Annotated in this window: 26 protein-coding genes, 1 other RNA gene and 2 pseudogenes; 16 read left to right on the top strand and 13 right to left on the bottom strand. The window is 63.1% G+C overall.

Features of this window, described 5'->3' with window-relative positions:
* Positions 1–3: 3 nt before the first annotated feature.
* The 6 genes from LB571_RS01240 (at position 4) to LB571_RS01215 (ending at position 6,561) form a co-directional block, all read left to right on the top strand.
* Positions 4–351: a DUF6867 family protein gene (locus LB571_RS01240; protein ID WP_013892487.1), complete on the top strand. Its 348-nt coding sequence runs from the start codon at positions 4–6 to the stop codon at positions 349–351.
* Positions 352–488: 137 nt separating this feature from the next.
* Entirely contained in the window at positions 489–1,607 is a 1,119-nt protein-coding gene (locus LB571_RS01235) for a branched-chain amino acid ABC transporter substrate-binding protein (RefSeq protein WP_015315221.1), read from the top strand.
* A 285-nt stretch (positions 1,608–1,892) separates the two neighbouring features.
* Positions 1,893–5,351, top strand: coding sequence for a pyruvate carboxylase (gene pyc / locus LB571_RS01230; protein ID WP_224591706.1), 3,459 nt, complete (start codon positions 1,893–1,895; stop codon positions 5,349–5,351).
* Between the two features lie 159 nt (positions 5,352–5,510).
* On the top strand, positions 5,511–5,771 hold the full coding sequence (locus tag LB571_RS01225) for a DUF2312 domain-containing protein (RefSeq protein ID WP_015315223.1): 261 nt from the start codon (positions 5,511–5,513) through the stop codon (positions 5,769–5,771).
* Positions 5,772–5,820: 49 nt separating this feature from the next.
* Positions 5,821–6,261 (top strand): hypothetical protein, encoded by a 441-nt coding sequence (locus LB571_RS01220; protein WP_224591703.1) that lies wholly within the window; start codon positions 5,821–5,823, stop codon positions 6,259–6,261.
* Positions 6,262–6,561: a hypothetical protein gene (locus tag LB571_RS01215; protein ID WP_224591701.1), complete on the top strand. Its 300-nt coding sequence runs from the start codon at positions 6,262–6,264 to the stop codon at positions 6,559–6,561.
* Positions 6,562–6,621: 60 nt separating this feature from the next.
* Here LB571_RS01215 and msrB read toward each other — a convergent pair whose 3' ends face one another.
* From msrB to LB571_RS01195, 4 genes and pseudogenes are all read right to left on the bottom strand, one after another.
* Positions 6,622–7,026, bottom strand: a complete 405-nt coding sequence (gene msrB / locus LB571_RS01210; RefSeq protein ID WP_140793055.1) for a peptide-methionine (R)-S-oxide reductase MsrB — start codon at positions 7,024–7,026, stop codon at positions 6,622–6,624.
* A 103-nt stretch (positions 7,027–7,129) separates the two neighbouring features.
* Positions 7,130–8,319 (bottom strand): annotated as a pseudogene (locus LB571_RS01205) (vWA domain-containing protein).
* A 6-nt stretch (positions 8,320–8,325) separates the two neighbouring features.
* On the bottom strand, positions 8,326–8,772 hold the full coding sequence (locus LB571_RS01200; RefSeq protein ID WP_224591698.1) for a GNAT family N-acetyltransferase: 447 nt from the start codon (positions 8,770–8,772) through the stop codon (positions 8,326–8,328).
* An 83-nt stretch (positions 8,773–8,855) separates the two neighbouring features.
* Entirely contained in the window at positions 8,856–9,695 is an 840-nt protein-coding gene (locus tag LB571_RS01195) for an AAA family ATPase (protein ID WP_140719974.1), read from the bottom strand.
* A 137-nt stretch (positions 9,696–9,832) separates the two neighbouring features.
* On the opposite strand from LB571_RS01195, the gene ssrS reads away from it, so the two are divergent.
* The 4 genes from ssrS (at position 9,833) to LB571_RS01175 (ending at position 12,395) form a co-directional block, all read left to right on the top strand.
* Positions 9,833–9,988, top strand: a non-coding RNA gene (gene ssrS, locus LB571_RS01190) — 6S RNA.
* A 95-nt stretch (positions 9,989–10,083) separates the two neighbouring features.
* Positions 10,084–10,671, top strand: a complete 588-nt coding sequence (locus LB571_RS01185) for a 5-formyltetrahydrofolate cyclo-ligase (RefSeq protein WP_140875526.1) — start codon at positions 10,084–10,086, stop codon at positions 10,669–10,671.
* Positions 10,672–10,734: 63 nt separating this feature from the next.
* Positions 10,735–11,559 (top strand): YmdB family metallophosphoesterase, encoded by an 825-nt coding sequence (locus LB571_RS01180; protein WP_140874745.1) that lies wholly within the window; start codon positions 10,735–10,737, stop codon positions 11,557–11,559.
* 68 nt (positions 11,560–11,627) lie between these two features.
* Positions 11,628–12,395: a TerC family protein gene (locus LB571_RS01175; RefSeq protein WP_015315232.1), complete on the top strand. Its 768-nt coding sequence runs from the start codon at positions 11,628–11,630 to the stop codon at positions 12,393–12,395.
* Positions 12,396–12,416: 21 nt separating this feature from the next.
* Here the strand turns inward: LB571_RS01175 and LB571_RS01170 are convergent, their stop codons facing one another.
* From LB571_RS01170 to LB571_RS01160, 3 genes and pseudogenes are all read right to left on the bottom strand, one after another.
* A complete protein-coding gene (locus tag LB571_RS01170) occupies positions 12,417–12,884 on the bottom strand; it encodes an SRPBCC family protein (protein WP_224591695.1) in 468 nt (155 codons plus the stop codon).
* A gap of 24 nt (positions 12,885–12,908) precedes the next feature.
* The gene (locus LB571_RS01165) at positions 12,909–13,271 is read right to left on the bottom strand and encodes a hypothetical protein (protein ID WP_140662616.1); all 363 of its coding nucleotides are present in this window, start codon (positions 13,269–13,271) and stop codon (positions 12,909–12,911) included.
* A gap of 16 nt (positions 13,272–13,287) precedes the next feature.
* Positions 13,288–13,769, bottom strand: a pseudogene (locus tag LB571_RS01160) (SRPBCC domain-containing protein).
* Positions 13,770–13,820: 51 nt separating this feature from the next.
* Here LB571_RS01160 and LB571_RS01155 point away from each other — a divergent pair.
* The 3 genes from LB571_RS01155 (at position 13,821) to LB571_RS01145 (ending at position 15,484) form a co-directional block, all read left to right on the top strand.
* Positions 13,821–14,144: an ArsR/SmtB family transcription factor gene (locus LB571_RS01155; RefSeq protein WP_224591691.1), complete on the top strand. Its 324-nt coding sequence runs from the start codon at positions 13,821–13,823 to the stop codon at positions 14,142–14,144.
* A 253-nt stretch (positions 14,145–14,397) separates the two neighbouring features.
* Positions 14,398–15,147 carry a YebC/PmpR family DNA-binding transcriptional regulator gene (locus LB571_RS01150; RefSeq protein WP_023771706.1) on the top strand — a complete coding sequence of 250 codons (750 nt, stop codon included), beginning with the start codon at positions 14,398–14,400 and terminating at the stop codon, positions 15,145–15,147.
* Positions 15,148–15,163: 16 nt separating this feature from the next.
* Positions 15,164–15,484, top strand: coding sequence for a SelT/SelW/SelH family protein (locus tag LB571_RS01145; RefSeq protein WP_140616622.1), 321 nt, complete (start codon positions 15,164–15,166; stop codon positions 15,482–15,484).
* Between the two features lie 31 nt (positions 15,485–15,515).
* Here LB571_RS01145 and LB571_RS01140 read toward each other — a convergent pair whose 3' ends face one another.
* Complete coding sequence (locus tag LB571_RS01140) at positions 15,516–15,992, bottom strand: DUF1772 domain-containing protein (protein ID WP_140662622.1); 477 nt, start codon at positions 15,990–15,992, stop codon at positions 15,516–15,518.
* Positions 15,993–16,138: 146 nt separating this feature from the next.
* Here LB571_RS01140 and LB571_RS01135 point away from each other — a divergent pair, with 146 nt between their 5' ends.
* Positions 16,139–16,768: a TetR/AcrR family transcriptional regulator gene (locus LB571_RS01135; RefSeq protein ID WP_224587581.1), complete on the top strand. Its 630-nt coding sequence runs from the start codon at positions 16,139–16,141 to the stop codon at positions 16,766–16,768.
* Between the two features lie 83 nt (positions 16,769–16,851).
* Here the strand turns inward: LB571_RS01135 and rpmE are convergent, their stop codons facing one another.
* Positions 16,852–17,073, bottom strand: coding sequence for a 50S ribosomal protein L31 (gene rpmE, locus LB571_RS01130; protein WP_010912060.1), 222 nt, complete (start codon positions 17,071–17,073; stop codon positions 16,852–16,854).
* Positions 17,074–17,277: 204 nt separating this feature from the next.
* Here rpmE and LB571_RS01125 point away from each other — a divergent pair, with 204 nt between their 5' ends.
* Positions 17,278–19,077, top strand: coding sequence for an ABC transporter transmembrane domain-containing protein (locus LB571_RS01125; protein ID WP_140822596.1), 1,800 nt, complete (start codon positions 17,278–17,280; stop codon positions 19,075–19,077).
* Between the two features lie 50 nt (positions 19,078–19,127).
* Here the strand turns inward: LB571_RS01125 and LB571_RS01120 are convergent, their stop codons facing one another.
* Positions 19,128–20,612, bottom strand: coding sequence for a carboxypeptidase M32 (locus LB571_RS01120; RefSeq protein ID WP_224591689.1), 1,485 nt, complete (start codon positions 20,610–20,612; stop codon positions 19,128–19,130).
* A 142-nt stretch (positions 20,613–20,754) separates the two neighbouring features.
* Between LB571_RS01120 and LB571_RS01115 the strand changes: the two genes are divergently transcribed.
* The gene (locus LB571_RS01115) at positions 20,755–21,108 is read left to right on the top strand and encodes a DUF1304 domain-containing protein (protein ID WP_224591686.1); all 354 of its coding nucleotides are present in this window, start codon (positions 20,755–20,757) and stop codon (positions 21,106–21,108) included.
* Between the two features lie 103 nt (positions 21,109–21,211).
* Here LB571_RS01115 and LB571_RS01110 read toward each other — a convergent pair whose 3' ends face one another.
* From LB571_RS01110 to LB571_RS01100, 3 genes are all read right to left on the bottom strand, one after another.
* A complete protein-coding gene (locus LB571_RS01110; RefSeq protein ID WP_140662632.1) occupies positions 21,212–21,637 on the bottom strand; it encodes a hypothetical protein in 426 nt (141 codons plus the stop codon).
* Between the two features lie 251 nt (positions 21,638–21,888).
* A complete protein-coding gene (locus LB571_RS01105) occupies positions 21,889–22,920 on the bottom strand; it encodes a peptidoglycan -binding protein (protein WP_109664719.1) in 1,032 nt (343 codons plus the stop codon).
* Position 22,921: 1 nt separating this feature from the next.
* Positions 22,922–23,947, bottom strand: coding sequence for a MotA/TolQ/ExbB proton channel family protein (locus LB571_RS01100; protein WP_041163650.1), 1,026 nt, complete (start codon positions 23,945–23,947; stop codon positions 22,922–22,924).
* Positions 23,948–23,989: the final 42 nt, after the last annotated feature.

Raw genomic sequence — 23,989 nt, 5'->3', positions numbered from 1 at the left:
CCCATGCAAGGCATTCTCTACGAGGAACCGTCGATCTGGCAGTTCTTCTTCGTCACCTGCCTGCTCGGCGGATGGGCGGCATGGATGACCGGCAAGGCCAGTGCCCAGACATGGCGCAGCTTCATCCAGCTGTTTGCCTATCTGCTCGGGCTCGGCATTGGAATCCGCTTCATCCATCACGCGCTGTTCGACGGCACGATGTTCTCGCTGCATTACTATATCGTTGACACCATCGTGCTGATGATACTGGGCTTCGTCGGCTATCAATACACACGAACCAACCAGATGGTCACACAGTATAATTGGCTCTACGAAAGAGCTTCAATCTTGAGCTGGAAACCGAAAGGTTGACGTTCATCATTAACGCCGCGTCAGGGATGAATCGGCGTGACAAGTGCCTGAAAATCGGCAAACTATGCTTTCTGCGATAAGGGTGGGCATCGCATGAAAGCTTCATCCACGCCCACTCCGTTAATGGGAGCGTTTAAATGAAAAAGTCACTTTTGTCCGCCGTGGCCCTGACCGCGCTCGTCGCGTTCGGCGGCAACGCGTGGGCTGATGTAATGTTCGCCGTCGCCGGGCCGATCACCGGTCCGAACGCGGCCTTCGGCGCACAGTTGCAGAAGGGCGCCGAAGCGGCGGTCGCCGAGATCAATGCCAAGGGCGGCATCAATGGCGAGCAGATCAAGCTCGAAGTCGGCGACGATGTCTCCGATCCGAAGCAGGGCATCTCGGTCGCCAACAAGTTCGTCGGCGACGGCGTCAAGTTCGTGATCGGCCACTTCAACTCGGGCGTGTCGATCCCGGCCTCCGAAGTGTACGCCGAAAACAACATCGTCGAAATCACGCCGGCCGCAACCAACCCGAAGTTTACCGAGCGCGGCTTGTGGAATGTGTTCCGTACCTGCGGACGCGACGACCAGCAGGGCAGCATCGCTGGCGCCTATATCGCCGCGAACTTCAAGGATGCCAAAGTCGCCGTGATCCATGACAAGACCCCTTATGGCCAGGGCCTCGCGGACGAAACCAAGAAGGCGATGAACGCCGCCGGCATCAAGGAAGTGATGTATGAAGGCGTCAATGTCGGCGACAAGGACTTCTCGGCGCTGATCGCCAAGATGAAGGAAGCCGGCGTCACCCTGATCTACTGGGGTGGCCTGCACACCGAAGCCGGTCTGATCATCCGTCAATCGGCGGACCAGGGCCTCAAGGCGCCGATGATGTCGGGTGACGGCATCGTGACGGACGAACTCGCCGCCATCGCGGGCGACGCTGTCGCCGGCACCCTCAACACGTTCGGCCCCGACCCGCGTCTGATCCCGGCCAATAAGGAACTCGTCGAGAAGTTCCGCGCGCAGGGTTTCGAGCCGGAAGCCTACACGCTCTACGCCTATGCCGCCGTGCAGGTGGTCGCCGAGGCGGCCGCTGCCGCCAAGACGAACGATCCGCAGGCCGTCGCCAAGGCGATGCATGAAAGCGGACCGTTCCCGACCGTTCTGGGCGATCTCGCCTATGACGCCAAGGGCGATCCGAAGCTGCCGGGCTACATCATGTACGAATGGAAGAAGAAGGACGACGGGAAGTATTCCTGGTTCCCGAAGTCGTAATTCATTCGGATCCGAAACCAACGATGCCCGGCGTCTCGCGCCGGGCATTTTCTTTTGATGCGCCCCGGCAGCCGGGTTACGTCACGGCGAGCCTTCCTTACGAAGATCGCATCCAGGATCGAAATTGTCGCCATTGTTCCGTCCGTTCGAACCGATGCGTGCGAGTGTTGGCCGGATAATCGATCTAAATCGGTTTAAATCAGCGTCGATTTTGTTTGCACTGCAGCATTTTCGCGCTAATCATTGCCCCGATTTCCCGTTCCTTCCGCTGCTGGAGCCCAGTCCTTGGCCATCACGAAGATCCTCGTCGCCAACCGGTCAGAAATCGCCATCCGCGTCTTTCGCGCGGCCAACGAGCTGGGCCTCAAAACCGTGGCGATCTGGGCCGAGGAAGACAAATACTCGCTGCACCGCTTCAAGGCCGATGAGAGCTACCAGGTCGGGCGCGGCCCGCATCTCGGCAAGGACATGGGTCCGATCGAGAGCTATCTGTCGATCGAGGAGGTGATCCGCGTCGCCAGACTTTCAGGCGCCGATGCCATCCACCCCGGCTACGGGCTGCTGTCGGAAAGCCCCGAATTCGCCGAAGCCTGCGCTCAAGCAGGCATCACCTTCATCGGTCCGAAGCCCGCCACGATGCGCCGGCTGGGCAACAAGGTCGCGGCGCGCAATCTGGCCATCGAGGTCGGCGTGCCCGTGGTGCCGGCGACCGATCCGTTGCCGGACGATATGGAGGCGGTCAAGGAACTCGCGAAGACGGTCGGTTATCCGGTCATGCTGAAAGCCTCGTGGGGTGGCGGTGGCCGCGGCATGCGCGCCATTCGCTCCGAGGCCGACCTCGCCCGCGAGGTCATGGAAGGCAAGCGCGAGGCGAAGGCCGCCTTCGGAAAGGACGAGGTCTATCTCGAAAAGCTGATCGAGCGCGCCCGCCATGTCGAGGTGCAGGTGCTTGGCGACACACACGGCAATGCAGTGCACCTGTTCGAGCGCGACTGCTCGATCCAGCGCCGCAACCAGAAGGTCGTCGAGCGCGCGCCGGCGCCCTATCTTAGCGAGGACCTGCGCCAGGAACTTTGCGGCTACGCGCTGAAGATCGCGCGCGAGACCAGCTATATCGGCGCTGGCACCGTCGAATTCCTGCAGGACGCGGATACCGGCAAGTTCTACTTCATCGAGGTCAATCCGCGGATCCAGGTCGAGCACACCGTCACCGAAATGGTGACCGGCATCGACATTGTGAAGGCGCAGATCCACATCCTCGACGGTTTCGCCATCGGCACGCCGGAATCGGGTGTGCCGGCGCAGAGGGACATCCGGCTGAACGGCCATGCCTTGCAGTGCCGCATCACCACGGAAGATCCCGAACACAATTTCATTCCGGACTACGGCCGCATCACCGCCTATCGCGGCGCCACCGGCTTCGGCATCCGCCTCGATGGCGGCACGGCCTATTCCGGCGCGGTCATCACCCGCTTCTACGATCCGCTGCTGGAGAAGGTCACGGCCTGGGCGCCGACGCCGGCCGAGACGATCGCCCGCATGAACCGCGCTCTGCGCGAGTTCCGCATCCGCGGCGTCGCCACCAACCTCACCTTCCTCGAAGCGATCATCAATCACCCGAGCTTCGCCGACAATTCCTATACGACCAGGTTCATCGACACGACGCCGGAGCTGTTCCAGCAGGTCAAGCGCCAGGACCGCGCCACCAAGCTGCTCAATTACCTGGCCGACGTCAGCGTCAACGGCCATCCCGAAACGCGCGGCCGACCGACGCCAAAGGCCGACGCGGCTCCGCCCGTGGTGCCCTATCTCAACGGCAATGTGCCGAGCGGCAGCAAGCAGAAGCTCGACGTGCTCGGGCCGGAAAAGTTCGCCGCCTGGATGCGCGAGCAGAAGGAAGTGCTGGTCACCGACACGACGATGCGCGACGGCCACCAGTCGCTGCTCGCCACCCGTGTGCGCACGCATGACATTGCCGGCATCGCCGGCACCTATGCGCGCGCCTTGCCGCAGTTGCTGTCGCTCGAATGCTGGGGTGGGGCCACTTTCGACGTCGCCATGCGCTTCCTCACCGAGGATCCATGGGAGCGGCTGTCGCTGGTGCGGGAAGCCGCCCCCAACCTGTTGCTGCAGATGCTGCTGCGCGGCGCCAACGGCGTCGGCTATACCAATTATCCCGACAATGTCGTGCAGCATTTCGTCAAGCAGGCGGCGTCGGGCGGCGTCGACCTGTTCCGCGTCTTCGACTGCCTGAACTGGGTCGAGAACATGCGCGTCGCCATGGACGCGGTCGGCGCCGAGGGCAAGCTGATCGAAGCGGCGATGTGCTATACCGGCGACATCCTCGATCCGGCGAGGGCCAAGTACGACCTGAAATACTATGTCGGGCTCGCCAGGGAATTGCAGGCCGCCGGCGCCCATATCATCGCCGTCAAGGACATGGCCGGCCTATTGAAGCCGAGCGCTGCCCGCGTGCTGTTCAAGGCGCTGCGCGAGGCGACCGACCTGCCGATCCATTTTCACACCCACGACACATCGGGTCTGTCGGCGGCAACCGTGCTGGCGGCCGTGGAAAGCGGTGTCGACGCCATCGACGCGGCGATGGACGCCTTCTCCGGCAACACCTCGCAGCCGTGCCTGGGTTCAATCGTCGAAGCGCTGAAAGGCACCGAGCGCGATCCAGGCCTCGACCCGCAATGGATCCGAAAGATCTCGTTCTACTGGGAAGCCGTTCGCAATCAGTACGCTGCTTTCGAGAGCGACCTGAAAGGCCCGGCTTCCGAGGTCTACCTGCACGAAATGCCGGGGGGGCAGTTCACCAATTTGAAGGAACAGGCGCGTTCGCTGGGGCTGGAGACACGCTGGCACGAGGTGGCGCAGACCTATCACGACGTCAACCTGATGTTCGGCGACATCGTCAAGGTGACGCCGTCCTCCAAGGTCGTGGGCGACATGGCGCTGATGATGGTGAGCCAGGATCTGACCGTTGCCGATGTCGAGAACCCGGCCCGCGACATCGCCTTCCCGGACTCGGTGGTTTCGATGCTGCGCGGCGATCTTGGCCAATCCCCTGGCGGCTGGCCGCAGGCGTTGCAGAAGAAGGCACTCAAGGGCGACAAGCCGATCACGGCGCGGCCCGGCTCGTTGCTCAAGCCGGCCGACCTCGAGAAGAGCCGCAAGGAGATCGAGGACAAGCTCGAGCGCAAGCTGTCGGAATACGAGTTTGCCTCGTGGCTGATGTATCCGAAGGTGTTTTCCGACTTCGTCGCCGCGCAGGAGACCTACGGCCCGGTCAGCGTTCTGCCGACGCCGACCTATTTCTACGGCATGAAATCGGAAGACGAGATTTTCGTCGATATCGAAAGGGGCAAGACCTTGGTCGTGCGCTGCCAGGCGTTCGGCGATGTCGACGACAAGGGCATGGTCACGGTGTTCTTCGAGCTCAACGGCCAGCCGCGGCGCGTGAAGGTGCCCGATCGCGCACATGGCGCGTCGGCGGCCAAGGCGCGTCGCAAGGCGGAGCCCGGCAACGAGGCGCATGTCGGGGCGCCGATGCCGGGTGTGGTCTCCGCACTTTCGGTCGCCGCCGGCCAGGCGGTCAAGGCCGGCGACGTGCTGCTTTCCATCGAAGCGATGAAGATGGAGACGGCGCTGCACGCCGAGCGCGACGGCACCGTCGCCGAGGTGCTGGTGAAGGCCGGCGACCAGATCGATGCGAAGGATCTCCTGATCGCCTTCAACTGAGGGCTCGCAAGGAACGGGCAGGCTGTCGGCTCATGACGGCAGGCCTTGGCGAGCTGTTCGATAACGGCTTGACCCGCCGGCTCCGGTCGGGCATCGAACCGCTGAAATTCGTCGCGGCACGTTCCCCGAGTCGCGGCGCGGAACCGATTTGGAGAAAACATGGCCGACGATATCACCGAGACCAGCCAGACTGTTGCCGCCGGCCAGCTGCGTGCCTTGATCGAGCGCATCGAGCGGCTCGAGGAAGAAAAGAAGACGATCTCCGACGACATCAAGGAAGTCTTTGCCGAAGCCAAGGGCACCGGCTTCGACACCAAGGCAATCCGCACCATCATCCGTCTGCGCAAGAAGGACCAGGCCGAGCGCCAGGAGGAGGACGCCATCCTCGATCTGTACATGGCCGCCCTCGGCATGGTGTAAGGCTAACCGGCCGGTGCCCGACGCGGTTGCCGGTGATACGGTTCGAACCATGAGCGAATTCGACTTCGGCGGCCGCCGCGCCTCGGAATTCCGCCATCGCGGCTTCTGGTCGCTGTTTGCCGAACGGCATCCGGAAGAAAGAGCCCGGCTGGCGCGGCGCGGGCCCTGGTTCTGGCAGCGTGGACTGCCCGATTTCGCTCTGGTGCTTTCCATGTATGTCGCGCCGGCGCAGAACCATGTCGGCGTCTTCTTCGGCCGCAACGAGAAGTTCGGCGCCACGCAAAGCTGGTCGCGGCTGGAGCCGTTCCGGCCGGCGATCGAAGACAGGCTGAAGCTCAGGCCGGAACAAAGCTGCGAGGGCCTTGGCATCAATTCGATGTGGCGCGTCAATTGCTTTGCCGAGGACAACTGGCCTGCCATGACCGACTGGCTGGTGACGGAATGCTCGCGGGTCGAGTGCGCCGTGACCGAAGTGCTGAGGCAGGGGTAAGTGATCGCGGATTTCTTCCGCTCGCGTTGGCTTGGCGAGGTGCCGATCGACCGGCTGTTCTGGCGCGACATGATGCTTGTCGGAACCGCGATCAATATTGGGTCGTCTGCCGCGGCGCTGATCTTGCTTGGGCTGAAGATGCCGCTCGGCCTCGTCCTGGCGGTGCATTTCGCACCGGTGCCCTACAGCATCTTCCTGGCTTTGGCGGTCTGGCGCACGGCTGAAAAGGCCGGTGGTGCCAAGGCTTCGCTCTTCATGCTGGGATCAGCACTCTGGCTGATCGCCACGATCGTCGTCTGACGAAGCTGCCCGTACGAAAAAGGGCGGCCGGAGCCGCCCTTGGCAAGCATGACGCCTTGTTCAGGCGGCCGGCTCGAATTTCAGCGCTACGCCATTGATGCAGTAGCGCAGGCCGGTCGGCGGCGGGCCATCCTCGAAAACATGGCCGAGATGGCTGCCGCAACGGGCGCAATGGCATTCGGTGCGGACCATGCCGTAGCTGCGGTCGACGGTGTTCTCGACCGAGCCCGGCACGGGATCGTTGAAGCTCGGCCAGCCGGTGCCGCTCTCGAATTTCAGCGTGGATTGGAACAGCGGCTGGTCGCAGCCGACGCAGGAAAAAGTACCGGCACGCTTCTCGTAGAGCAGGGCACAGCTTCCCGGCCGCTCGGTGCCATGGTTGCGCATGACGGCGTATTGCTCCGGCGTCAGCCGGGCGCGCCATTCGGCGTCGGTGCGGGTGACGGGGTAAGTGTGGGTGTCCATTTGATCTCCTCAGCCTTGGCGGCTCGTTCTTGGTTGCAACCGGATATTCGCAACAAGATAGGGGTTTGTTACAGACCTGCCCAGTCCGACCGCTCCGGATATCTCAATGTTTGCGCGACAATTGCCTCGTGGCGCCTTCCAGTCCGGCCAGAGTCAACGGGAACATGCGGCCGTCGAAGATGTCACGGATTATCGCGATCGAATGGGTAAAGCCCCAGTTCTTCTCGTTCTCGGGGTTAAGCCACACCGCGTTCGGCCATTGCCGCAGCAGCCGGCCGAGCCAGACGGCTCCGGCCTCGGGGTTCCAGTGTTCCACCGAGCCGCCTGGGTGGGCGATCTCGTATGGGCTCATCGAGGCATCACCGACGACGATGACCTTATAGTCGGGGCCATATTTGTGGATGAGATCGAAGGTCGAGATCGTCTCGGCATGGCGGCGGCGATTGTCCTTCCACACGCCTTCGTAGAGGCAGTTGTGGAAATAGAATATTCGAGCTGGCGGAATTCGGCGCGGGCCGCGGAAAACAGCTCCTCGACGCTCTTGATATGATCGTCCATCGAGCCGCCGACATCGAAGAACATCAGGAGCTTCACCGCATTGCGGCGCTCGGGCCGTGTCTGGACGTCGAGATAGCCGTGCTCGGCGGTGGCGTGGATGGTACCGGGCAGGTCGAATTCTTCCTCGGCGCCCTCGCGCACCCAGCGGCGCAGGCGCTTCAGCGCGATCTTGATGTTGCGGGTGCCGAGTTCGACGGCATCGTCGAAATTCCGGAACTCGCGCTTGTCCCAGACTTTCACCGCCCGACGGTTGCGGCTTTCGTTCTGGCCGATGCGCACGCCTTCGGGGTTGTAGCCATAGGCGCCGAAGGGAGAGGTGCCGCCGGTGCCGATCCATTTCGAACCGCCCTGGTGGCGGCCCTTCTGTTCCTCGAGCCGCTGCTTCAGCGTCTCCATCAGCCTGTCGAAACCGCCCAGCGTCTCGACCAGCTTTTTCTCTTCCTCGGTCAGGTGCTTTTCGGCGAGCCGGCGCAGCCATTCCTCGGGAATATTGGCGACGTCGACCGCATCCGGCCCGCCCAGTGCCTCGACGCCCTTGAAGACATGCGCGAAGACCTGGTCGAAGCGGTCGATATGGCGTTCGTCCTTCACCAAAGCGGCACGGGCGAGATAATAAAAACCCTCGACGTCGTAATCGACCAGCCCGGCGTCCAGCCCCTCCAGCAGAGAGAGATATTCCCTGAGCGAGACGGGAACGCGCGCTGCCTTCAGCTCGAGGAAGAAGGAGATGAACATGGCCGGTTACAGCAAATCATACTCGATAAGGCCCGTCCTGCGCGCGACATGGTCGTAGAGCTTGCGGGCGGTGGCATTGGCTTCGTGCGTCATCCAGTAGACGTTCTTCACGCCGATTTTGCCGGCTTCCTGCTTCACCGCCTCGATGAGGGCCGCGCCGATGCCCTTTCCGCGCACATCCGGGTCGGCGAACAGATCCTGCAGGTAGCAGTTGTTTTTCTCGGACCAGCCGGAGCGGTGGTAGAGATAATGGGTGAGGCCCACGGCCTTGCCGTCCGATGTGGCGATAAAACCCTTCGGCTCGAACTCGCCTTCGGTGAATAACCGCTTCCAGGTGATGGCATAGACCTCTTCCGGCAGCTTGGTTTCGTAGAAGGTCAGATAATCGGTCCACAGGCGGTGCCAGTCGGCGTGGTCGGATTGCGCGAGCGGGCGGACAACGATCTCAGACATTTTTATCTCCTCCGAAGGGTTCTGGCCGAAGCTGACCTTCTCTTTGGCCCGCGGCAACGGTCCACAGCCGGGAAAGCGCTGCCCTATTGCTGTCTTCTCGCCATGAATGCCAGCCGCTCGAACAGATGCACGTCCTGCTCGTTCTTCAACAGGGCGCCATGCAGTTTGGGCAATGCGTTCTTGGGGTCGGCGCGCAAATCCTCCGGCGCGATGTCGTCGGCGACCAGCAGGCGGATCCAGTCGAGCGCCTCGGAGGTCGATGGCTTCTTCTTCAAGCCTGGCACGTCGCGGATTTCATAGAACTGGGTGAGGGCCGCGCGCACCAGGTTCTGCTTGATGCCAGGATAGTGCACGTCAACGATTCTGTGCAGCGTGTCGACGTCGGGAAAGCGGATGTAGTGGAAGAAGCAGCGGCGCAGGAAAGCGTCCGGCAACTCCTTCTCGTTGTTGGAGGTGATGATGACGATCGGGCGAACGGCGGCACGGATGGTCTCGCCGGTCTCGTAGACGAAGAACTCCATCCGATCGAGTTCCTGCAGCAGGTCGTTGGGGAATTCGATGTCGGCCTTGTCGATCTCGTCGATCAGAAGCACGACCTTCTTGTCGGCCGCGAATGCCTCCCAAAGCTTGCCTCGCTTGATGTAGTTCTTGATGTCGTTGAACCTGACATCGCCGAGCTGGCTGTCGCGCAGCCGTGACACCGCATCGTATTCGTAGAGGCCTTGCTGCGCCCGCGTCGTCGATTTGACGTGCCACTCGATCAGGTCGAGGCCGAGTGCCGCCGCCACCTGGCGGGCGAGTTCCGTCTTGCCGGTGCCGGGCTCGCCCTTGACCAGCAAGGGCCGCTCCAGCGCGATCGCCGCGTTGACCGCCACCATAAGATCCTTGTCGGCGACATAGGCCGCCGTGCCTTCGAAACGCATTTTTGCTCCTTGGTTGGTCGTCGCGACCGTAAGGACGCCGCCGCGGCTGTGCAAGGGTGCGGTGCGGATGGCGAATAAAGCCGCCGAGACTGCCTGCGTCACTGGCGCTTGAGCCACCAGCAGCCTATATTGGAAAAGACGGTCTGTGCTTCCCGGCAGGAGAACATTTTCCCCGGGGCCTTAACGATCCTTAGGGAGCTGTCCCTGGGAAGACCCGTGGGTTTTCTCACACGGCGCCCACCTACTTTGTAGGTTCCCGGGATCGCTCTCTCCACCGGTTGTGTGGATCGTCACTTGTCGCAACGTATCCACGCATCTGGTGGATGATGCGGTGGAAAACGTCGCACTTGAGACCCCGCACAGCTCTGACCTTTTCTACCTTGGCCGCATGACCTCTCCCAAAGACTTGAAGAAAAAGCTGCGTCTCGAGGCACTCGCCCGCCGCGACGGTCTCGATGCATTCTGGCGGGTGGAGGCTGCGCTCGAAATGGCGGAGACGGCGCGCGACCATCTGGAGATCGGGCCCGGTCAGATCGTCTCCGGTTTCTGGCCGATGCGCTCGGAGGTCGATGTCAGGCCGCTGATGTTCGCCTTGCGAGAGAAGGGCGCACGGCTCTGCCTGCCTGCCATTCTCGACAAGACCACCATCGTCTTTCGCGAACTGGTTCGCGGCGCACCGATGGTCGACATGGGCTTTGGCACGGTCGGGCCGCATGCCGAGGCCGAAGTTCTCGATCCTTCGGTCATGCTGGTGCCGCTCGCCGCCTTCGATGCGCGCGGTCACCGCATCGGATATGGCGCCGGCTATTACGACCGGGCGATCGCGAAGCTCGTCGAGCAGGGGCTCGCGCCCCGGCTGATCGGCATCGCCTTCGACTGCCAAGAAGTTTCGCAAGTTCCAGACGAGCCCCATGACGTGGTCATCCCGGAAATACTCACCGAGAGCGGGTTGCGCCGCTTTGCGCCAAAATTGTAGATAGTTCTTTGAAACGCATGATCTTTGCCGAAAAGTCATGCAACTTTTCGGGATCAGGCATAGATGCGACTTCTTTTCCTCGGGGACATGGTCGGCAAGACGGGCCGCACCGCGGTGTGGGAACAACTGCCTGGCCTGATCTTCGACTTCAAACTCGATTTCGTCATCGTCAACGGCGAGAACGCGGCCGGCGGCTTCGGCATCACCGAAGAGATCTTGCGTGAGACGATCGCGGCGGGCTGCGATGTCGTGACCACCGGCAACCATGTCTGGGACCAGCGCGACGCGCTGGCCTTCGCGCCGCGCGAGCAGCGGTTTCTGCGGCCTTCCAATTTCCCCAAAGGCACGCCCGGGCGCGGCTCCGGTGTCTACATCGCCAAAAACGGCGCGCGCGTGCTGGTCGCCAACATTATGGGCCGGGTGTTCATGCACCCGGAACTCGACGATCCCTTCCAGGCTGGCGAACGCGAGCTTGCCGCCTGTCCGCTCGGCGAGCAGGCGGATGCGGTGGTGATCGACTTCCATGCCGAGGCAACCTCGGAAAAAATGTGCTTCGCGCATTTTGTCGATGGCCGCGCCAGTCTCGTCGTCGGCACCCACACGCACCAGCCCACCGCCGACCACCAGATCCTCAATGGCGGCACCGGGTACCTGTCGGATGCCGGCATGTGCGGTGACTATGATTCCTCGCTCGGCATGGACAAGGAAGAACCGCTCAACCGGTTCCTGTCGAAAGTGCCGAAAGGGCGTTTCGAGGCAGCGACGGGACCGGCGACGTTGTGCGGCGTCGGCGTCGATATTTCCGACCGCACGGGGCTGACCGAGAAGATCGCGCCGTTTCGTCGCGGGCCAAGGCTGGAAGAAACGGCTCCGTCCTTCTGGGCGTGACATTGATATAGGGGGTCGCAGTACCTAATTGCCGGCGACACTGCTCTAGATCGTAGGGGACGACCTCCATGCAGCTTATCGAATTCCTGGCGCCGCATTTTCAATTCGTTTCGGACCCGACCGCCTGGGTCGCGCTGCTGACGCTGGTGGTGCTCGAGATCGTGCTCGGCATCGACAACCTGATCTTCATCTCGATCCTCACCAACAAGCTGCCCGTGGAGCAGAGAGCTCGCGCGCGGCGTCTTGGCATCTCAGCGGCGCTGGTCATGCGCCTGGTGCTGCTCGCCACCATTTCCATCATCGTTCAACTGACGACGCCGGTCTTCACGGCGTTCGGCCACGGCTTCTCCTGGCGCGACCTGATCCTGATCGCCGGCGGTCTGTTCCTGGTGTGGAAGGCGACCAAGGAGATCCACCACACGGTCGATCCCGACGACCATCAGGACACGATGCTGGGCGAAACGCTCAAGATCTCGCTTGCCGGCGCGATCTTCCAGATCCTGCTGCTCGACCTCGTCTTCTCCATCGATTCCATCATCACCGCCGTCGGCATGACCGACGAGATCGCCATCATGTATATCGCGGTCATCGCGGCCGTGACCGTGATGATGCTGGCGGCCGGACCGCTGGCGGACTTCATCGCCAAGAACCCCAGCATCGTCATGCTGGCGCTGGGCTTCCTGCTGATGATCGGCATGACGCTGATCGCCGACGGCATGGGCTATCATGTGCCCAAGGGCTACATCTATGCGGCGATGGGTTTTTCGGCGCTGGTCGAGGGGCTCAACATGCTGGCGCGGCGGCGCAAGAAAGCGAAAACCGGCGACGGCCACTGATACTGGTCGGCCGGGGCGAGCCTAGTGCCCCGGAACACCCTTCGGATGGCGGTCACCCATCAAGCCCAGCGTCAGGCCCTGTTCCAGCCAGGCCTTGGCGCCGGCGAGCACAAGCGCAAAGCCGTCGGTTGAGCCGACCGCTTGTTTCACCTGCTCGTCGCCATTGCCGGCAAAGCCGAAATTGTGGACCTCGAGGAATGTCGCTTCGCCAAGCATTTCGGTGAAGGTCCAGACCACCGTGGTCGGCGGATCGCTCCACGTCATGACGATCTTCTTGTGCCTGACGATCTCGCTGACCTCGACGGTCGTCGAGACCCCATGCATGCGCCACTCCCACTGAACCGGTTTGCCGCCATCAAGCCGGCCGCTGCCATGGGTGAACCAGAATTTGGTCGTGATCGCCGGGTCGACGACGGCTTCGAAAACCTCAGCGACCGGCCGCCGGATCAGCATGGCGGCTTCGGCCGTCGGTGTCTCACGGATTTCCATGGCGATCTCCTTTCGAACACGCCCTCACCAGGCGTCGGGTTCGCGCACCATATGGATGATGTTGGCCGGATTGGTGATCCAACCACCTCGGAAACCCGCGTCCAAGGGCTCGACGGCATCGCAACGCACAATTCCCGCCTTGGCCAGATGATCCGCGGCGTCCGGAAAATCCCGCGTGAAAAGCTCCAGCCAGATCTCGGCCTGGCTCATCGTCGGCGCCTCGTCGATCCAAAGCCTGTTGGGACCGAACTCGAAACCGATGGCCGGCGCCTTGGCTGTGAACGGCTTGAGGCCGACGACATCGCGGTAGAAGGCGATCGTCGCTTCGTACTGGTGCGATGGCACCTTCATGGCGATGTTGATGCCGCCGGTGATCTTCGCGGTCATGACTGGGCTCCGTTTTTCAAATGTTGTTTTCGCTGGCGGGTTCGCCCTTCATCTCGCTGCGGTAATAGCCGTCGCGCAGATTGATGCCGTATTCGACATAGGCCTTCATGCAGGCCAGCATCTGCGACCAGCCCTCGCAATTCAGGTAGGACTTCTTCAGGCCGACCGCGCCTTCCTGCCAGCCGCTCTCGGCGATGGTGACGAAGGTGCCGCCATCGTCGAGCGGCTCGAAATTCATCTCGATGCGGGTTTGTAGGCGGGCTTGCCGTCGGCGTCGGTGGCATCCCAGCGCAGCACGATGCGGCTGTCCTTGACCACTTCGTCGACCTCGACCGGCACCTTGCCCCACCAAACGACACCCGAACCGGCCACCAATGGCGCGCTGGCACCGCCGATGGTGGTGAAATAGCCGCTCAGCTTCTTTGGGTTGACGACCGCGTCGAAGACTTCGGCGACCGGTTTGCCGATGCGCCCTGAAACGCTGAATCCAAGAGACATATCCACAGCTCCTTGCTTGAACGAGCCAACGTTATGTTATAGAAATATAACATGTCAAGCCGATCGCAGGACGACAATGTTTTCAAGGCGCTGGCGCATCCGCGCCGGCGCGAAATGCTGGATCGGTTGAAAGACGAGCCAAAGACCACCGGCATGCTGTGCGAAGCCTTTCCCGATATCGACCGCTGCACGGTCATGCTGCATCTCAAGGTGCTGGAGGAGGCGGACCTGATCGTCGCGCGCCGCGACGGACGCGAGCGCTGGAACCGTCTCAATGCGTTGCCGATCAAGCAGATACACGACCGCTGGATCAGCCAGTATGCCGGCCATGCGCTCAGCATCATCGACCGGCTGAAGTCCGATCTGGAAGGGTAGGACTCCGATCTCTAAGGGTAGGACAAAGGCCGGGCAAAGCCTGCTTGCCGGGCCGCCGCATGCCGAGTGCCCGGCAACGCGGCGCGGCTGGACGAATTGAGCCGATTTATCTATAAGCCGGCCATTCCGACACAGGGCGCCGTACGTTCACCCGGACGCATCGGGACGCTCTGAAATTGAATTCGAGCCTTTTGCAAAGGCGAGATGACGCATCTCGCGGCAAGACGCTCTAGCCGAACACGACAGGGGTGCCATGGCTGGCCATTCACAGTTCAAGAACATCATGCACCGCAAGGGCCGTCAGGACGCGGTGCGGTCGAAAATGTTTTCCAAGCTGGCGCGCGAAATCACCGTCGCCGCCAAGAGCGGAACGCCGGACCCATCGATGAACCCGCGCCTGCGCCTGGCGATCCAGAACGCCAAGGCGGTGTCGATGCCCAAGGACAACATCCAGCGCGCCATCAACAAGGCCTCGATGGGCGACGCCGAAAACTACGAAGCGGTGCGCTACGAAGGGTATGGGCCTGGTGGCGTCGCCGTGATCGTCGAGGCGCTGACCGACAACCGCAACCGTTCGGCGTCCAATGTGCGCGCCGCCTTCACCAAGGCCGGCGGCGCGCTCGGCGAAACCGGATCGGTGTCGTTCATGTGGGACCGCGCCGGCGAAATCTACTATCCGGCCTCGGCCGGCAGCGCCGACAAGATCATGGATGCGGCGATCGAAGCCGGCGCCGACGATGTCGAATCGGACGAGGAAGGCCACACGATCTATTGCGCCTTCGAGACTCTCGGCGAGGTGTCCAAGGCGCTTGAAACCTCGCTCGGCGAGGCCGAATCGGTCAAGGCGATCTGGAAGCCGCAGAACAATGTCCCGGTCGACGAAGAGCGGGCGCAGTCGCTGATGAAGCTGGTTGCCACGCTCGAGGACGATGACGACGTGCAAAGCGTGTACGCCAACTTCGAAGTCGACGACGAGACGATGGCCAAGCTCAGCGCGGCGTGAGCGAAGGTCGTCCGACATGAGCAAAGCTGAGTTGCCGGCCGTCCGCATCACCTATTGCACGCAGTGCCAGTGGCTGCTGCGTGCCGGCTGGATGGCGCAGGAGCTGCTCTCCACCTTCGGCACCGATCTCGGCGAGGTGAGGCTGGTGCCGGGCACCGGCGGCATCTTCACCATCTCCTGCAATGAAGTGCTGGTCTGGGATCGCAAGCGCGACGGCGGCTTTCCGGACGCGGCGAAACTCAAGCAGCTGGTCCGCGACGTGATCGATCCGGATCGGGATCTCGGTCACGCCGACCGCAAAGGCCACAAGGGTGACACGCAGAAAGACCCCGCCTGAGCGGAGTTTTTCTGCGTCTCGTTAGACCTCTTCAGAGCAATGCGAAGATAAAGCACGCCATCGCCACGATGGCGGTAATGGTACGGACGTGGTTCCACATCACCCATTGGCTCAGGTGGTTTGCCCACACGGCGGCGCCGTTGCTGCTGGCCGGATCGACGGCGGCGAGCGCATCGTTGAGCGGCACGTTGAAGACCATGGTCACGATAGGGTTGCCGACCAGATAGATCACCGCGCCGGCAAGCAACCAGTAGGTGCCCGACTGGCTCCAGCCCAAGAGAGCGGCGGCAATGAGGACGAGGCAGATGAGGCCGGTGCCGAACAGCGCTGTCATGAAGGCCGGGGTGATCACCGTGACATTGATCGAATTCATCGCGGCGATGCCCGCCGGGACGGGCAGCCGGGCAAGGGCCGCCATGACGAAGTTGGAAAAGGCGAAGAATACGCCACCGACGACGCCCGCGCCGATCGCGGCAATGAAGGTGAGGGTTGGAAGAAGCTTGATCATCTCAGTTGCTCCAGACGCCGGTTGCGGCGGTTTGCTCTCTAAAAAATATGAGCATTCCTCACATTTGCAAAACGTGATAAACCCTCGTATTTTGTAAGTCAAGTCGTTCCCGGCGATTTTGCCGGGCGCGTTTGTTGGAGACGGTCATGGAAGGCACGCAAACCAATGAGCGGATCGGTTCGCCGCGCCGGGCGCCAAGCCAGCAGCGCAGCCGCGAGCGGGTCGAGCGCATGCTGGCCGCCGCCTCGGCGCTGATTGCCGAACAAGGCAGCGACGCCATGCGCATGGGCGAGGTGGCGGAGCGGGCTGGGGTGTCGATCGGCTCGCTCTACCAGTTCTTTCCGGACAAGAGGGCGATCGTCTGGGCGCTGGCCGAACGCTACACAGCGGAAAGCCAGGCTTGTATCTCGGCGGCACTCAGGGATGTCAGCGACGCCAAAGGCCTGCGGCAGGCTTTCTCGGAGCTGGTCGATATTTACTACGAGCTGTTCCTGGCCGAGCCGGTGATGCGCGACATCTGGTCGGGCACGCAGGCCGACAAGGCGCTGCGCCAGCTCGAACTCGCTGACAGCCGGGCGAACGCGGAATTTCTGATCGCGGTACTCAAGCGCCTGCGGCCCGATGCCGATCCGGTGGCGCTCGACACGACGGCATTCTTGGTGTGGCAGATGGGCGAGGCGGCCATGCGGCTGGCGATCTCGGTCGACAGGCAGGAGGGCGACAGGCTGGTCGCTGCCTACAAGCGCATGGCACTCAGGGAATTGCTGGACGAATAAGGGGCCGAAGACCCAGCCTTCGGCCAAGCAACAAAAAACCCGCCACATGGGCGGGCTCTTGATCCGCGAAAGAGCTCTTCGCTTTAGAGGCCGAAGCCTTCGAAGCGCTTCTTGAATTTCGACAGGCGGCCGCCGCGGTCGAGCAGGGTCTGCTGGCCGCCGGTCCAGGCCGGGTGGGTGGTCGGGTCGATATCGAGGTTCATCGTATCGCCTTCCTTGCCCCAGGTCGAACGGGTCGTGTATTCGGTGCCGTCGGTCATGACGACCTTGATGGTGTGGTAGTCGGGATGGATTGCGCTCTTCATGGCTCTGTTCCTGGCTTGCCGGCGCGGCGGACGGGCATAAGCCTGCGTCGATGCGCCTCTTTTTAAAACTCGAAGCCGCAGCTATTGAGGAGCCACGGCTTCTAAAACGGTCGGCGTGCCTATACATCAGCCGGAATTGAATCACAAGGCCGCGGCAAGCGCATATTGAGGCGCATAGGCTGAAGTGGCTAGAGGAACACCGAGATGGCGCAATCAAGCAGCGCAGACGAGCGCCGACGCTCGCTCAAGCCGCTCAGGCGCCTGTTTCCGTATATCGCCGGATATCGCACGCTGGTCATCGGCGCCCTTATTTCACTGGCCATCGCCGCGGCAACGACATTGGCACTGCCGCTGGCCGTCCGGCGCATGATCGACCACGGTTTCTCGTCGGCCAGCACCACCTTCATCGCTGAATATTTCGGCGCCCTCGTGGCGATGGCCGCCGTGCTGGCCGCGGCGTCGGCCGGCCGTTACTATTTCGTCATCACGCTCGGCGAGCGCGTCGTCGCCGACATCAGGCGCGATGTCTTTGCCCATGTGACGACGCTGTCGCCTGCCTTCTTCGACACCGCCCAGTCGGGGGAAATCGTGTCACGGCTCGCCGCCGACACCACGCAGGTCAAGTCGGCGGTAGGCGCCACCGCTTCGGTGGCGCTGCGCAATGTCATCCTCGGCCTCGGCGCGGTGGGCATGATGGTCGTCACCAGCCCGAAACTCTCCGGCCTGGTCATCGGGGCGATCCCCGTGATCGTGCTGCCGCTGGTCGCCTTCGGCCGCTCGGTGCGGCGCAAGTCAAGGCAGGCCCAGGACACGCTTGCCGACGCGACGGCCTATGCCAGCGAGCAGATCGGCGCGGTGCGCACGCTGCAGGCCTTCACCAATGAGAGACTGGTCACCGGACGATTCTCGGGCGCGGTGGAAGCGGCCTTCGAGGCAGCGCGCGCTTCGATCTTCGCGCGCTCCTTCCTCACCTTCTTTGCCATCTTCACCATTTTCTCCTCGGTCGTGGCGGTGCTGTGGTTCGGCTCGCGCGACGTGCTCGACGGCACGATATCGCCTGGCACGCTTGGCCAATTCCTCCTCTATTCGGTGTTCGCCGCTGGCGCGCTCGGCGCGCTGTCGGAAGTCTGGGGCGAACTCGCGCAAGCCGCAGGTGCCGCCGAACGGCTGACCGAGATACTGGCCGAGACGCCGGCGATCCAGGCGCCGGCCGATCCGAAGCCGCTGCCGGCGGTTGCCAAGGGCGCGATCGTCTTCGAGAATGTGTCCTTCTCCTATCCGGCGAGGCCCGATCGCGCCGCCGTCCACGGCCTGAGTTTTCAAGTCATGCCCGGCGAGACGGTCGCCATCGTCGGCCCCTCGGGTGCCGGCAAGAGCACGGTGTTCTCGCTGATCCTGCGCTTCTACGATCCGGAAACCGGCAAGATCCTGATCGATGGCGTCGATGTGCGCGAGGCCGATCCCGTCGTGGTCAGGCAGCGCATCGCCATCGTCCCGCAGGACGTCACCATCTTCGCGGCGAGCGCGCGCGACAATATCGGCTTCGGCCGGCCAGGCGCCAGCGAGGCCGAGATCGAGGCCGCGGCCAGGGACGCACTGGCCGACGAGTTTATCCTCAGGCTCGAGAACGGCTATGACAGCCAGGTCGGCGAGCGTGGCGTGACGCTGTCCGGCGGCCAGCGCCAGCGTGTGGCGATCGCACGTGCCATCCTGCGCGACGCGCCGATCCTGCTGCTCGACGAGGCGACCTCGGCCCTCGACGCCGAAAGCGAGACACTGGTGCAGACCGCGCTCGAGCGGCTGATGCGGGGGCGCACCACCATCGTCATCGCCCACCGGCTGGCGACGGTGCTGAAGGCCAACAGGATCCTGGTGATGGATGGCGGCCGCATCGTCGAGGAAGGCACGCATCAGAGCCTGGTCGCCAAGGGTGGCATCTATGCACGGCTCGCCAAGTTGCAGTTCGAGACCGGCGCCAGCGCCTTCAGGGGCGCGGCGGAGTAGCAGGTTCAGTTCGCCTCGGCGCAACGAAAATTGTCGTCTCAGGCGGCATCTCAGCCGCCGTAGCGCTGCCTCAAATGGTTGACGAAGTACGTGGCGTTGAGCTTCTCGCCGGTGGCGCGCTCAAGCAGGTCCGGCGTCGACCAGCGCGACCCCTGCGACCAGATTTTCTCGCGGCGCCAACCGTTGATCGCCTCGAAATTCCCCTTTGCAAGGTCTTCGTCGGCTGAAGGATGCTCGCGCGTCAGCGCGGTCCATTGCTGCGCCGCCATCATCGCGCCCAGCGTATAGGACGGGAAATAACCGAAGGCGGCACCCGGCCAATGGACGTCCTGCATCGGCCCGTCGGCGGGGTTGTCGATGGTCGAGAGACCAAGATAGTCGCGCATCCTGGCATCCCAGGCTTCGGGCAAATCAGCCACTTCGAGGCTGCCCGAAACAAGCTCCTGCTCCAGTTCGTAGCGAAGGATGACGTGCAAGGGATAGGTCACCTCGTCGGCGTCGACGCGGATCAGGCCACGTTCGACACGATGCACATGCGGCAGGATATCGTCGAGCGACCAGGCTTCGCCGAGATGCTTCTCCACCACCGGCAGCGCCCAGCGCCAGAAGGCAGGATTGCGCCCGATCTGCTTTTCGACGAACAGGCTCTGGCTCTCATGCACGGCCATGCCGCGGGCCTTGCCGAGCGGCCAGTGCGCCCACGCCTTGGGCAGGTTCTGTTCGTAGAGCGCATGACCGGTCTCGTGCAGCACGCCCATCAGCGCCGACAGGAAATCCGAGGTCTTGTAGCGCGTGGTGATGCGCACGTCGCTGGGCACGCCGCCGCAGAACGGATGGTGCGACACCGACAGTGAGCCGTGCGTCAGGTCGAAGCCGACCGCCGCCATCATGGCAAGGCCGAGTTCGCGCTGCCGGTCGATGGCATAGGTACCCGAAAGCGGTTTCAGCGGATGCTTGCGCAGCCGCGCTTCCTGGATCGCCAGCGCCTCCGGCACGAAACCCTTGAGGAAGGCCTTGAGGTCGGCGAAGACGGGCGTGATGTCGGCCGTGCGATTGCCGGGATCGTATTGTTCCATCAGCGCGTCATAGGGGGCAAGGCCGAGCACGTCGGAGCGCAGGGCGGCCTCGTCGCGCACCAGCGCCACCACGCCTTCAAGCGCCGGCTGAAAACCCGCCCAATCGTTCTTGGCGCGCAGGGCGCGCCACAATTGCTCGCAGCGCATGCGCGCCGTCGTCTGGCGCTCGACGAATTCGACCGGCAGGCAGGTCAGGTTGGTGTATTGCCGCCGCAGCTCGGCGAGAGCCGCCCGCTGCTCATCGTCCAATGCCTCGCCTTCGGCCGCGGCGATCCAGTCCGATATTTCCGGCGCGGTCGCCCTGGTGTGATACATGCCGGCAAGGGCCGCCATCGCCTCGGCGCGCTTCTCGCCACCGCCGACGGCCATGTGGGTCGCCTCATCGGCGCCGAGGATGGCCAGCGCGTGCTCAAGCGCTTCGAGCTTGCGGCCGAGATCGTCGAGTTTGTGAAAGGACATGGCGGCTTCCGTGGTTGGGGACGGGGCGAAAAGACACCAACGCAAAAGCATTGGCAACCCTCGGATACCATCCGGCGGATGCAGCTTGCGCAAGCGAGGTTGGGCATGAAATGCTGCCGGCGATGGATGAAGGGGGAGCAGAATGATCGGCAACATCCTGGTCGGGCTGGTGGCCTTGATCCATGTCTACATCGTCTATCTCGAGATGGTGCTTTGGGACACGCCGCGCGGGCACAAGACATTCCGCCTGACCCCGGAATTCGCCGGCGCCTCCAAAGTGCTCGCCGCCAATCAGGGTCTCTATAACGGCTTTCTCGCCGCCGGCCTGATCTGGGGGCTTTACCTCGGCGCCGCCGGTTTCCAGGTCAAGGTCTTCTTCCTGTTGTGCGTGGCCATTGCCGGTCTCTATGGCGCGGCGACGGTCGGCCGCAAGATCCTGTACATCCAGACCGTGCCGGCGGTGGTCGCCCTGGTCGCGGCCTGGCTCGGTTGGTAGGCAGGATGGGCTGGTAAGGAAAGAAAAAGGACGCCAGCGGATTGCGGTCCCGAAGGCGTCAATGGGTCCCTTCCCCGAGGACGTTTGCAGGCCGGAATAGCCCTCAGCCGTTCGGATAGTTCCCGCCGTCGGCACCATCACCCATCAGGAAACCGCTGCCGGTGTCGACCATCAGACGTTGATCCACATTGTCGAGCCGGCGCAGCAGGTCATGATATTGCGCGGCCGGGATCCTGCCGTGATCCGACGCGGCTATCCTCTCGGCGACCTGACTGATGCGGGCGGTGCGCATTTCCAGGCGCTCCGCGACGGCCGGGGTGATGTGGTTGGCTTGCCTGGCGTCGACGATGCCCTGATGAACACCCTGGACCTGCTGAACGAGCGCCTCGACACGGGGGCCTGCCATGTCGGTGGGGGCGGTCGCGTCGAGAGCACCCTTGTGGTGGCCCGCGGCATAGGCGCCGGCAAGCGGGACGGCAATGAGAATTGCGGCAAGCGTTGCAGTCTTGAGAGATGCTGATGGGCGCATGATGCGCTTCCTCCTGCTGGGAAGGGAGAGCGGCCGCGCCGCCTCGCCTCCCGACCATTTTGGGTCGTCCAGTCCCGTCGCGTCGCGATGGGAGGCATCGCCGGCGGTTCTCGGCCCTGCGCAGCAAGCTAGGAGCGCTTCGGCGCGAAGTGTAATTAAAAAAAGATAATCTTTTCAGGCCTTGCCGGCGGATGCCTGCGCCCTAGAGTTGAGCCGGCGAACAATTTCGCGTGAGTTCGCGTGATGATGGATCAACGTTCGGTGAGCTTCAGTTCAATGCGGCGGTTCTTGTTGCGCGCCTCTTCGGTGTCGGCGGGATCGAGCGGCTGGAATTCCCCGAAGCCGGCGGCGACGAGCCGGTTGGCCGGCACGCCATTTTCGATCAGGAACTTGACCACCGAGGTCGAGCGCGCCGTCGACAGTTCCCAATTGTCGCGATAACGGCCGGTGCCGGACAGCGGCTTGTTGTCGGTGTGGCCGTCCACGCGCAGCACCCAGTTGATCTCCGGCGGGATCTCTTTCTGCAGTTCGATGATGGCGTCGGCGAGCTTCTTCATCTCGACCTTGCCGGCATCGTTGATCACCTCGGATCCGGTCGGGAACAGAACCTCCGACTGGAACACGAAGCGGTCGCCGACGATGCGGATGTTCTCGCGATCGGCCAGGATTTCGCGCAGACGTCCGAAGAAATCGGAGCGGTAGCGGTTCAGTTCCTGCACACGCTGCGCCAGCGCCACGTTCAGGCGACGGCCGAGATCGGCGATCTTGGTGTTGGAGTCGCGGTCGCGCGTTTCGGAGACGTTGAGGGCATCCTCGAGCGCGCCGATCTGCTTGCGCAATGCCGCGATCTGCTGGTTGAGGATCTCGACCTGGCTCAGCGCCTGCTGGCTGATCTGGCGCTGGCTGTCCAGTTCGCCGCCCAGCGCCGCGGCTCGCTGGTTGGCGGCGTCGCCGGCACCCGCACCTTGCGCCAGCAACTGTTCGAGCCGGCTCTTCTCCGCCTCCGCCGCCGACAGCGACGCCTGCAGGTTGGCCAGCGAATCGTCCTTGTCCTGCGCCGTCGAGCGCTCCAGCGCCAGAAGTTGGGTCAGTTCGTTGATCTGCGAATTGAGGCGCGACAGCGCTGTATCCTTGCCGGAGATTTCGCGCCCGAGCAGGAACTGCGCCAACACGAAGACGGTGAGCAGGAACATGATGGCGAGCAGCAGCGTCGACAGCGCGTCGACGAAGCCCGGCCAATAGTCGATGCGGCGATCGGTACGCCGGCCCCTGGCAAGCGCCATGCTAGTGCACCCCGGGCTTCTTCAGCGCGTCGGCGATCTTTTCCAGCGTGTTGCGCATCGCCTTTTGTTCGTCCGACTGGGCTTCGACCCAGTCGCGCATGATCTGCTGTTCGGAGCGCATGTTCTTGACCAAGCCGGAAATGCCGTCGGCGAGATTGGCCATGGCGGTGGCGACGCGCGGGTTGGAGCCGCCGCCATTCTCCTGCATGCTGCGCAGCCGCTCCGATAGCACGCGGATCTCGTCGGAAGAGTCGGCCTTGGCCGGGTCGGAAACGACGATGTCGGACGACAGATCCGTGACCGAGGACAGCCAGTTCTCGAGCTCGGTGTAGAAACGTGTCTGGGCGCGGCCGGCCTGCAAGTCGAGGAAGCCGAGCACGAGCGAGCCGGAGAGGCCGAACAGCGAGGACGAGAAGGCGGTGCCCATGCCGGCCAGCGGCGCCGACAAGCCCTGTTTCAGCGAATCGAGCACCGCGGCGGCGTCACCCGTGCCGGGATCCAGCGATTCGATGGTCTCGCGGATCGAGCCGATCGTATTCAGCAGGCCCCAGAAAGTGCCAAGCAGGCCGAGGAACACCAAAAGGCCCACAAGGTAGCGCGAGGTGTCGCGGCTTTCGTCGAGGCGGGTGGCGATGGAATCGAGCATTGTGCGCATCGATGAGGTCGAAAAGGCCATGGACGAGGAACGGCCGATCATCGCCTTCATCGGCGCCAGCAGCACCGGTTCGGTGGTTTCGGAGCCGGCCCGGAAAGAGTTGACCCAGCGGACCTCGCGAAACAGCCGCCCGACCTGCGTGAAGGCCAGCAGGATACCGACGACGAGCACGCCGACGATCAGGCCGTTAAGGCCGGGGTTGGTGACGAAAGCGGTGGTGACCTGGCGGGTCAGGATGGCGGCGATGAAAGCGACGATGGCCAGGAAGATGACCATGGTCAGCAGGAAGACCTGCGGACTGGACAGTTTATGCGGGTCGTAGATCAGCACGTCGGAGCGCCTGCCCATGCCGAAGGATCTGAGAAAAGCCATCCGTGCCCCGTTTCCGATGCCGCTGCCGCTGCCGCCGATCAC

It is taken from the genome of Mesorhizobium sp. BR1-1-4 (assembly GCF_020165375.1).
In the GTDB taxonomy this organism is placed as follows: domain Bacteria; phylum Pseudomonadota; class Alphaproteobacteria; order Rhizobiales; family Rhizobiaceae; genus Mesorhizobium; species Mesorhizobium australicum.
The sequence above is the reverse complement of the archived record's forward strand: the minus strand, read 5'-3'. Positions and strand labels throughout refer to the sequence as shown.

Excerpts from the sequence above, each read along its gene's own strand:
- LB571_RS01240 (WP_013892487.1), top strand. The coding sequence starts at position 4 with ATGCAAGGCATTCTCTACGAGGAACCGTCGATCTGGCAGTTCTTCTTC.
- LB571_RS01235 (WP_015315221.1), top strand. The coding sequence starts at position 489 with ATGAAAAAGTCACTTTTGTCCGCCGTGGCCCTGACCGCGCTCGTCGCG.
- LB571_RS01225 (WP_015315223.1), top strand. The coding sequence starts at position 5,511 with ATGGCCGACGATATCACCGAGACCAGCCAGACTGTTGCCGCCGGCCAG.
- LB571_RS01220 (WP_224591703.1), top strand. The coding sequence starts at position 5,821 with ATGAGCGAATTCGACTTCGGCGGCCGCCGCGCCTCGGAATTCCGCCAT.
- msrB (WP_140793055.1), bottom strand. The coding sequence starts at position 7,026 with ATGGACACCCACACTTACCCCGTCACCCGCACCGACGCCGAATGGCGC.
- LB571_RS01200 (WP_224591698.1), bottom strand. The coding sequence starts at position 8,772 with ATGTCTGAGATCGTTGTCCGCCCGCTCGCGCAATCCGACCACGCCGAC.
- LB571_RS01195 (WP_140719974.1), bottom strand. The coding sequence starts at position 9,695 with ATGCGTTTCGAAGGCACGGCGGCCTATGTCGCCGACAAGGATCTTATG.
- LB571_RS01185 (WP_140875526.1), top strand. The coding sequence starts at position 10,084 with ATGACCTCTCCCAAAGACTTGAAGAAAAAGCTGCGTCTCGAGGCACTC.
- LB571_RS01180 (WP_140874745.1), top strand. The coding sequence starts at position 10,735 with ATGCGACTTCTTTTCCTCGGGGACATGGTCGGCAAGACGGGCCGCACC.
- LB571_RS01175 (WP_015315232.1), top strand. The coding sequence starts at position 11,628 with ATGCAGCTTATCGAATTCCTGGCGCCGCATTTTCAATTCGTTTCGGAC.
- LB571_RS01170 (WP_224591695.1), bottom strand. The coding sequence starts at position 12,884 with ATGGAAATCCGTGAGACACCGACGGCCGAAGCCGCCATGCTGATCCGG.
- LB571_RS01165 (WP_140662616.1), bottom strand. The coding sequence starts at position 13,271 with ATGACCGCGAAGATCACCGGCGGCATCAACATCGCCATGAAGGTGCCA.
- LB571_RS01155 (WP_224591691.1), top strand. The coding sequence starts at position 13,821 with ATGTCAAGCCGATCGCAGGACGACAATGTTTTCAAGGCGCTGGCGCAT.
- LB571_RS01150 (WP_023771706.1), top strand. The coding sequence starts at position 14,398 with ATGGCTGGCCATTCACAGTTCAAGAACATCATGCACCGCAAGGGCCGT.
- LB571_RS01145 (WP_140616622.1), top strand. The coding sequence starts at position 15,164 with ATGAGCAAAGCTGAGTTGCCGGCCGTCCGCATCACCTATTGCACGCAG.
- LB571_RS01140 (WP_140662622.1), bottom strand. The coding sequence starts at position 15,992 with ATGATCAAGCTTCTTCCAACCCTCACCTTCATTGCCGCGATCGGCGCG.
- LB571_RS01135 (WP_224587581.1), top strand. The coding sequence starts at position 16,139 with ATGGAAGGCACGCAAACCAATGAGCGGATCGGTTCGCCGCGCCGGGCG.
- rpmE (WP_010912060.1), bottom strand. The coding sequence starts at position 17,073 with ATGAAGAGCGCAATCCATCCCGACTACCACACCATCAAGGTCGTCATG.
- LB571_RS01125 (WP_140822596.1), top strand. The coding sequence starts at position 17,278 with ATGGCGCAATCAAGCAGCGCAGACGAGCGCCGACGCTCGCTCAAGCCG.
- LB571_RS01120 (WP_224591689.1), bottom strand. The coding sequence starts at position 20,612 with ATGTCCTTTCACAAACTCGACGATCTCGGCCGCAAGCTCGAAGCGCTT.
- LB571_RS01115 (WP_224591686.1), top strand. The coding sequence starts at position 20,755 with ATGATCGGCAACATCCTGGTCGGGCTGGTGGCCTTGATCCATGTCTAC.
- LB571_RS01110 (WP_140662632.1), bottom strand. The coding sequence starts at position 21,637 with ATGCGCCCATCAGCATCTCTCAAGACTGCAACGCTTGCCGCAATTCTC.
- LB571_RS01105 (WP_109664719.1), bottom strand. The coding sequence starts at position 22,920 with ATGGCGCTTGCCAGGGGCCGGCGTACCGATCGCCGCATCGACTATTGG.
- LB571_RS01100 (WP_041163650.1), bottom strand. The coding sequence starts at position 23,947 with ATGGCTTTTCTCAGATCCTTCGGCATGGGCAGGCGCTCCGACGTGCTG.